The sequence below is a fragment of the Dapis hubbardiae BLCC-M172 genome (assembly GCF_050016015.1).
Lineage (GTDB): Bacteria > Cyanobacteriota > Cyanobacteriia > Cyanobacteriales > Microcoleaceae > Trichodesmium.
Genome location: NZ_JBNHEQ010000049.1, coordinates 17,936 through 26,751 on the forward strand (window position 1 = coordinate 17,936; position 8,816 = coordinate 26,751).

The following is an 8,816-nucleotide window of genomic DNA, read 5'->3' on the forward strand; positions in this document are numbered from 1 at the left end:
AACCCTACATATCTATAACGTTATAGTTTTTGAACTCTATATATAGTGTTTCTGCATAATTTCTAATATTACAGCAATTGTCAGGATGCTGAGGTACAGTTTATAATTAATCTATTTTCTCTGCTGCCTGTTGCCTAAAATCTAAAAACTTTGTAGCTCATTAACTCCAAAACTTCTGTAAATGAAAGTAACTTTTAAAGCCGACTTTCTTTTTTCTTGATTAAATTGTTGATTTTGAGACTTTTCTACAGGTGTTTTTTGGTACTCAGGGACTTAGTTTTTTCAGCAGTATAGGAAATAAATTTAGTTTTAATAATAAAAATAGCCTCAAAAAATGAGTTTGCCAACAAAAATAGGGGTTGACCAGAAATGTCCTTCATGCTAATTGCTTGATGCTATAATTATATAGATAAAAATACTGAAGCTAAACAGAAAAGCTCTCAAACCAACGAGAAGCCTAAACTAAAAACCTGTGGTGGTGGAAGGAAAGTAAAAATAGCTAGGAAAATGAGAGTTGAGCTATTCATCTAACACTCACAAAAAATATCAAAACAAGTAGGTGTAGAATATCCACAAACTGAAGCTAACCATCTGAACTACTTTAGATAGAACAACCTTTGGCAATAAAACCTTGCAAAAGCAGAGATAGTTAAGCAGACTAAATTAAATATTAATCTCTCCTTAGCTGAAGCTAAAAGACTTCCAAACTAACGATTTTTTTGAGTTGATTTGATTAAATGCCTACTTCCCGTCTGTTAACACTGATTTTAGGTCTCTGCCTCATTTTATTACTCATAATTTGGCTGATTAGTTCCCTATCATGGCTATACAGTCAAATTTCATGGTATGCGCCTCCTGTTTTGGCCAACTTGTTAGTCCTACTGTTAGTTATTCTGATTGGAATTTTTATTTTTGCCTTCGTTTATTATCTGATACTATATACAACTCCGAAAAGTAAACGGCGACAAAGAGCAAAAGTTAAGGTCAAGGTTCCAGTTGTTAAATCTGAGGCTGCATCGGAATCTCTTAAGGCAGTTAAGCAACAAGTAATCCAAATTCAGGATGAAGTGGCCAGACAAGCATTATTAAGTCGTTCACAAGAAATAGAAGCTAGTTTAGCACGAGGTGATGTAAAAGTTGTAGTCTTTGGTACAGGTTCGGCAGGTAAAACTTCTGTGGTAAATGCACTTATAGGTCGAATGGTGGGGAAGGTAGAAGCACCTATGGGTTCAACGAAGGCTGGAGAAACCTATCATCTGAAAATGCAAGGATTGGAGCAAGAAATTTTGATTACTGATACTCCAGGAATTTTAGAAGCAGGAATAGCAGGTACAGAAAGGGGAGAACTGGCGCGAATTTTTGCTACAGAGGCTAATCTATTATTGTTTGTAGTTGATAATGATTTACAAAACTCAGAATATACTGCTCTGATAAGTTTGGCGGAAATTGGTAAGAGATCGCTTGTGGTTTTTAACAAAACTGACCTCTATACTGAGGAAGATAAAGAAGCGATAGTTGTTAAACTGAGGGAAAGATTGCTAGGAATTGTTAGTAAGATAGATATTGTGGCGATCGCGGCTAATCCTCAATCAGTTAGACTTGAGAGTGGAGAAATGTATCTGCCAGAACCTGATACGATGCCTTTAATTAGACGTATGGCGGCTGTTTTGCGGGCTGAGGGAGAAGATTTGATTGCAGATAATATTCTATTACAATCTCAACGTTTGGGTGAAGAAGCAAGACGTTTAATTGATACTCAAAGACGACGACAAGCAGATAAAGTTGTTGAAAGATTTCAGTGGATCGGTGCGGGAGTGATTGCGGTTACGCCATTACCAGTGGTCGATGTGTTGGCAACTGCTGCAGTTAATGCTCAAATGGTAGTAGAAATTGGCAAAGTTTATGGTTGCGAATTGAATTTGGAAAGAGGGCAAGAATTAGCAATGTCATTAGCAAAAACTCTTGCTGGTTTAGGTATTGTTGAAGGGGCAATAAAATTAATTTATACGGCTTTACAATTAACTGTAGCAACTTTTTTAATTGGAAAAGCTATTCAAGGAGTAAGTGCAGCTTATTTAACTCGAATTGCTGGCAAGAGTTTTATTGAATATTTTCGTCAGAATCAAGATTGGGGAGATGGTGGAATGACAGAAGTTGTACAAAGACAATTTCAATTAGTTAAAAAAGATGAGTTTGTTAAGTCATTTGTGAAAGATGCTATAACTAAAATTGTTGAACCTTTGACTAATATTTATTCCTCTGATGAAGAAGCTGAAACTGAGGAAGAATTTTATGAGGAAGAAGTGGCAAGAAATTATCAACCTGAACCTAGTAAAAAAGTAGATGATTATGATGATTGGGAAACAGAAACTAGACCTAAAAGAGAAGATTGGTAATTTGAAAAAGGAAGGAGGTATGAACGGATTTTGGCAAGGATGCACGGATAATATATATTAAAGTTTTATTGAATATTTTAGTGAGATAATTTTGTTAAAAAGTTGATGGTTATTTGATACATAAAGTCTATTTTTTGTTAAGGATATTAATTTGAAAATAGTATTGTTTGGGTAGATTTAAAAGTTTTTTTTTGTAGTAATTAAGTAAGGTGCGTTACATTTCATTAACGCACCCTACTACTTAATTCTTGAAAAAGATTTAGTAGTTATGAAAATTGGATATTTTTTTTATGTCCAATCAAACGGATTTGATATAAGGTCTCGATAAGGGATTTGGAAACCAAACCCCTACAATCAAATATTATAACCTATGGGCGTATTATGTTATTTTAAGTGCTGATAATGAAAAGATTTAAGCAAGAAAATTATTTAAGAGTATACCGATTTTTGAAGCAAAAACTGACTATAAGCTTGATTAATAATTTGCATTTTCAAAACAGTTTCTTTATCCCTATTTATATCAGGATGATATTGTCTAGCTAAACGATGATAAGCTAATTTTACTGTTTCCGCATTTGCATTTGGTATCACATTCAATATTTCCCACCATTCTCCAGAGAAAGATACCGTACCATCCGATATCACCTGATGCCAAATTTTAATATTTTTGCCGTTACCTCCAGTCACTAAACAACCATCGTTAGAAAAAGCTACCGGATAACTACCTGCGAACGTTTGCAAAAGTTCTCCACTAGGTAAACTCCAAATTTTCACGGTACCATCTTGACTACCACTAGCAAGCATTTCTCCATTGTCACTAATAGCAAGAGAAAATATTGGTGCTGTATGACTAACTAAAGTAGAAATTAAGGAGTCTGTTTCGATGTTCCAAATTTTGATGGTAAAGTCTGTACTACTACTAATGAGGATATTTTCAGTGGGATGAAAAGCTAAAGATGTTATCCAACCAGAATGTTGTTGCAGAATACGCGGGGGTTGATAACTGTTGATATTCCACAAACGAATAGTTTTGTCAGCACTCCCACTGGCAAAAGTTTTACCATCCTGACTCCAAGCAACTGCCCAAATTTTATCGGTATGACCGTTAAAAGTACGTTTGAGTTTTCCTGTTTCTAGTTCCCACAGTCTAATAGTTTTGTCAGCACTCCCACTAACAACATTTTTACCGTCTTTACTGATAGCTACTGCAAACACTGAGTCTCCATGACTGGTGGGAGAGTTGGAAGCGAAAAAAGTCTGACAATGTTTTTTGGTATCTATATTATATGTGGTGATTTTTCCGTCGAAGTCTCCGCTAACGAGTGTGGGAGTCTTAGTATTGAGGGCGACTGTTTGCGCTTCCTGTGAATATCCGAAAAAAGTGTAGAGACGTTTACCTGTTTTGATATTCCAGAGACTAACAGAGGAGTCGCTACTTGCTGTGGCAAAAGTTTGACTATCAGCACTAATAGCTACAGCATTAATTGAGGCGGTATGTGCTTTGATAACTTTTCTACATTTCCAAGTTAATTTTTCCTGTGGTTGTAAGTCAGAATTTTCTGTGGGTGGGGAAGAAAAATTTGATTGATTTTGGCAACCTATATTTTTCTTTAATTCTTCTAATTCTGCTTCTATTTCCAGAGTGGTGAATTTTTGCTTTGTCTTCATTTCAGCTAAGACTGGATCTAAGGGTGAGGAAGAAAAATTTGATTGATTTTGACAACCTATATTTTTCTTTAATTCTTCTAATTCTGCTTCTATTTCCAGAGCGGTGAATTTTTGCTTTGTCTCCATTTCAGCTAAGACCGGATCTAATTCCATCATTGCTTGGTTATAAGTTTCTTGCCAAGAGACTTGAGCTAAAATTTGGCTCTCCATCCGCTCAAAAGTTGCAAAAGAATCAACTATTTGGTTTTGTGTGGATGAGTTAATAGCTTGCAAAAATCCATAAATACCAAGACCGACTATTCCACCGAAAGTTGCCATTGTTCCCATTCCAATACCAAAAGCAGTTCCCACAACACCCAACCCCATACCACCAAGAGTAGAAGAAAGGGCGACTCCTCCGTAAGTACCCATACCAATAAAACCAATAGCAGTAGGATCTGATTTTTTCATAGCTTCGACTGCACCATAAGTTGCTGCACCGACAACTGCACCAGCACCGATAGTGAGAGTTAGGTCGATCCTTATACCTCCAAAACTACCTATTAATCCCATGTTGCCGACTGTGGTAGAGAAAATTGCGCCAGTTGCTGCACCTGTTGATATAAAAAAGAAACTTTCGGGTAGGTTATTGTTCATGGGTATCTAGAATTTTATATTAAGAAAAAAATTGGCTTTGATTTAATCATAAGATTTTTTGATAGGGTCTGCATCAGTGGATATACTAGGTTTTCCTGGAAAAAAAGACCTATTAACTTTTAACAGAGGATTGATTTGAATGGATAAGTAGTTAGCATAAACAAATGGAATAACTTTAGGGCGGGTTTAATCAACTAAATTAGAAATATCAAGGTTTTCAGTTAAACCCGCCCCTACAATTTTTTTAACGTTTAATTAGACCTACCCGCTTCTACCAATTTACTTTAAAGATGTCACAAATAGTTTCAAACTTTAAAATGTGAAATAATTTCCTGAAATTACTGTATAGTAAAAATTTTGAGCCTATAAAATCTGGCATTGGTAATTTTGGCTATGATTTTTATCGGTGTAGAAACCGGGTTTGTATTAGATACCCGTACTTTACTGACATCTGTTTCCCACAAACCCGGTTTCTTATAACACGCTCCTTAGATTTCATCCCTCTATTAACCAACGCCTAAAATCTTACTTTGGGTGGGTTTAATCGACTACAAAGGTTTTCAGCTAAACCCGCCCCTACAATTTTTTTAACCTTTAATTAGACCTTCCATAATTTTTGTATTAACATAAACCCTTATAAAGGTGCGTCACCGAATAATTAATAATTATTAATTGTTGAAATGCACCCTACTTATGGGGATATTTAATAATTTTTATGGTTCGGAAATTTATTCGGATTTTAACTTTTCTGCTCTCTATTACTTTGTTAGTCTTAACACTAACTCTAACTTGGGAATTTCCCACATTTGCCCAAACTATTCCTGGTTTAGGTATGTCTTCCGATGAAGATATTTCTGTTAACTATTATGTCCCTGTCTTTAAGAGGGGAAACCTGGAAATAGCTCCAGTTTTTCTAGATGGAAAAATTGTGGGAACTATTGCTTCATTTATGCAATTAAAGTCAAAAACAAACAAAAATCAAGCTAGTATCTACAGTGCTGCTATCCGCTCCCAGTTGATTCACAGCAAGTTACAAAAAATTCTGCACAATATGAGTAGGTATGCTCAAGAGGTTTTACCCAAGCAGGGAATATCTAACATAGAAGCTCAAGAAAAAGAACTAAGAGAAGAGCTAGTTACTACTTCCTCTGAGAAAAACGGAACTGCATTTGTGTCAGTCACATTTCCTAAAGATGATGTGCCAGAAATTATTTTCTCTGTTACTCAAGCAGATATTGAAAGACCGAGATTTGGTGGTTCCCAACCTTTCAAAATAGTAGAAAAGGGAAAAGAAATTATTAAAAATCAGCTAATTCAAGCCTGGAAAGAACGTCAGACTCCTTATCTACTTGCTCAGGTTCAACTAGCTATGCTTCTCCTAGTTGCTCTGACTTGTACTAGCTTAACCCTGGGGTGGATACAGAAACAAGTTACTATTGGACAAAGAAAACTTAAAGATAGCTTATCAGACTCAGAGACTATTGAGCTTGAAGATAATCAGACCTCCATTTCATCAAAGCTTACTGAAAAATTTCGAGCGATCGCTCCACAATTTGACAGGCTATCTATAGAACAACGTTACAGTCTCTATGCTTTCTACAGCTCGACATTATTTTGGACTCAATTGCTAATTTGGTTACTGGGTATTGGCTACATAAGTAGTTTGTTTTATTGGACTCGTTCCTGGAGCAATTGGATGATTGGTGTGACAATTCGTGGTACTCGAGCTGAACAAGTAATAGTTGGCTGGCCTCCATTAGATTGGATTTTAAGTTTTGGACGAGAAGCTAATCTGGGAACTCCACTTTTCATTTTACTGCTTTTATTGGTGGCTCGTTTAAGCATCAAGGGGGGGGATGCTTTGAGTGACTTTTTGGCTCGGCGGTTGAATGATAAACAATCAATCCAAAAACGACAAACTTTGCGGGTTTCTACCTTGGCTAAAGTTTCTAAAGCTTGGCTGAGAGCTATAGTTTACTTATTATTGGGAGTGACGCTCCTCCATCATTTGCATCAGTTAGGTACTTTCACTCAAGTAGTGACGGTCTTTATTGGTGTTATTAGTTTTGCCCTTTCCCTGGCTTCTCAAAATTTACTGAAAGATTTAATTGCTGGTCTGATGATTTTATCTGAAGACCAATATGCTGTGGGAGATTGGATTATCATAGATGGACAAGATGGCCTGGTTGAGACTATTACTTTACGAGTTACTAAATTACGGAATCTTGATGGGGAGCTAATTACTATTCCCAATGGTTCTATTGGGGTGGTGCGAAATTTATCTAGTGAATGGTCACAAGTAAATTATGCTATTGAGGTGGCTTATGATGCTGATGTGGATCGGGTTATGGGGGTGATGGAGGCGATCGCTCAACAGTTGTATTCTGACCCTCAATGGCAAGACCAGATTTTAGAAGCCCCTAAAGTTTTGGGTATTGATAAGATTGCTCATACTGGAATTGTAATTAGATTGATTATTAAGACTCAGCCTATGCAGCAGTGGTTGGTTGCTCGTGAGTTTCGCCGTCGTTTGAAGAAGGCATTTGATGAGCAGGGTATTGAGGTGGGAGTTCCGCAACAGGTTATGTATGTTAATGGGCCTTTTGCTAAAACGAATAATGGGAATTTTAAAATTAATGGTCAATACCAGAATTGAATAGGTTTTAGGTAGCTGTTCAACAATTAATAATTAACTAATTATCTATTCTTATAAAGAAAAGGATTATCTCAAAGGATCTTTTTCTTTTTCCTTGATAAATGGATAGGCTTTATACATTTATTTTTCCGTAAACTTAAGGTACTCAATATAGCGTTTCTCAAGCTTATGAGTTACACCCATCTTTAATTTCTTTTCTATTCCTTATTCCTTATTCCCTATTCCCTATTCCCTGTTCTCTGTTCCCTGTTCCCTGTTCCCTAAAACCTGGAATTTTGTACCTCACCAGGATGGGAATTGCTGTATCAGGAATCAAGTTTTCCAAATCCTATTAGTTATGTGTAACATGATCTTAAATTATTAGCAAGTTCGTATTAAGTATAAAGGTGCAAAAAAACAGAAGTATTTCAATAATTAATAATTAAGAGTTGATAGTCAATTAATTATTCATTCAACAATTCAGGTTTGAAGCCTCCCCTTTTAAGGGGATAAATAAAAAAAAATCCTTTTAGTCAATACCCTTCTTTTAAGAAGGTGTAATTATTAATTATTAATTAGGGTTTGCGCTCAAAAGTCTTATGGGTGAGGGTAGGAGTCAGGAGTCGTAGGGGCGTTTCATGTCGCTCCGCGAAACGGCCATGTGCTAACGCAAAGCTCCGCTTTATATGTCGCGCAGCAAAACGCCCGTACAGGAGTCAGGAGGAATGGGAATTCTAGAGGAGGCAGGAGGAAGAATAGTCCTTTGGTTTTTCTGCCATAATCTACCCAAAATGCTCACAATTTCTGCTTGATCAACCAAAAAGCTGGTACTTTTTCCAGACTTAAAATTGCTCAAACCTTTACCCGTCAATGCTTTAATATTTAATCAGCAAGCCCTAATTATTAATTATAATTCTTCATTGTTAATTGCTGAATGTTAGCTTTAGCGGTGCTAGATATATTTATGGAGCGCTAAAGTGCAACTACAAACAAAGACTTTTTTATCACTAATTATCCAATAGCGTAGATCCCCTGCAAGGATGACACGATATTAATTACCTAGAATCAATCGTTTCACAATTTAAAATTTTAGCCTCAAATTTTGCATCTTGAAGACGATTAATAGTTGTTTCCCCATCTTCTACCCAAAATTGCCGACCGAATTGTACTAACTTTTGTTCTTTATCATCAGATATTAATGCCCTTATTGCCACATTTGCTTTTTCCTCATTTCCAGAAGATTGTTCTTTCAAAATAGCTTTAATCTGTTCAAACAAGGAATCATCTTCTGGAATCTTATCTACTGGTAGTTGCAAGATAATTATTTGTGTTGGTTTAGCAGAATCATTTTCATTTATTAATAATTCAGCCTCTTTTTTCGGAGGATTTTTTTGAGTCTCTAATTGCTCTAATGGTTTTTCTTCTTCTGCAATAGGTTGATTAATTGTTATCTCTTTATCTCTTGAGTTAACATCTTTTTT

3 protein-coding genes and 1 pseudogene are annotated in these 8,816 nt (G+C 35.9%); 2 read left to right on the top strand and 2 right to left on the bottom strand.

The features are described 5' to 3' along the window. Nucleotides 1–737 precede the first annotated feature (737 nt). Nucleotides 738–2,396: a YcjF family protein gene (locus tag ACP6PK_RS05025; protein ID WP_426558305.1), complete on the top strand. Its 1,659-nt coding sequence runs from the start codon at nucleotides 738–740 to the stop codon at nucleotides 2,394–2,396. 429 nt (nucleotides 2,397–2,825) lie between these two features. On the opposite strand, the gene ACP6PK_RS05030 is transcribed toward ACP6PK_RS05025, so the two are convergent. Then, the gene (locus ACP6PK_RS05030; RefSeq protein ID WP_426558307.1) at nucleotides 2,826–4,700 is read right to left on the bottom strand and encodes a DnaJ domain-containing protein; all 1,875 of its coding nucleotides are present in this window, start codon (nucleotides 4,698–4,700) and stop codon (nucleotides 2,826–2,828) included. A gap of 715 nt (nucleotides 4,701–5,415) precedes the next feature. On the opposite strand from ACP6PK_RS05030, the gene ACP6PK_RS05035 reads away from it, so the two are divergent. Further along, nucleotides 5,416–7,356 (top strand): mechanosensitive ion channel family protein, encoded by a 1,941-nt coding sequence (locus ACP6PK_RS05035; RefSeq protein WP_426558309.1) that lies wholly within the window; start codon nucleotides 5,416–5,418, stop codon nucleotides 7,354–7,356. Nucleotides 7,357–8,390: 1,034 nt separating this feature from the next. Here the strand turns inward: ACP6PK_RS05035 and ACP6PK_RS05040 are convergent. Then, a pseudogene (locus tag ACP6PK_RS05040) lies at nucleotides 8,391–8,816 on the bottom strand (hypothetical protein); the annotation flags it as partial.

Bases quoted from the DNA above. Each gene is read 5' to 3' on its own strand.
- ACP6PK_RS05025 (WP_426558305.1), top strand. From the start codon at position 738: ATGCCTACTTCCCGTCTGTTAACACTGATTTTAGGTCTCTGCCTCATT.
- ACP6PK_RS05030 (WP_426558307.1), bottom strand. From the start codon at position 4,700: ATGAACAATAACCTACCCGAAAGTTTCTTTTTTATATCAACAGGTGCA.
- ACP6PK_RS05035 (WP_426558309.1), top strand. From the start codon at position 5,416: ATGGTTCGGAAATTTATTCGGATTTTAACTTTTCTGCTCTCTATTACT.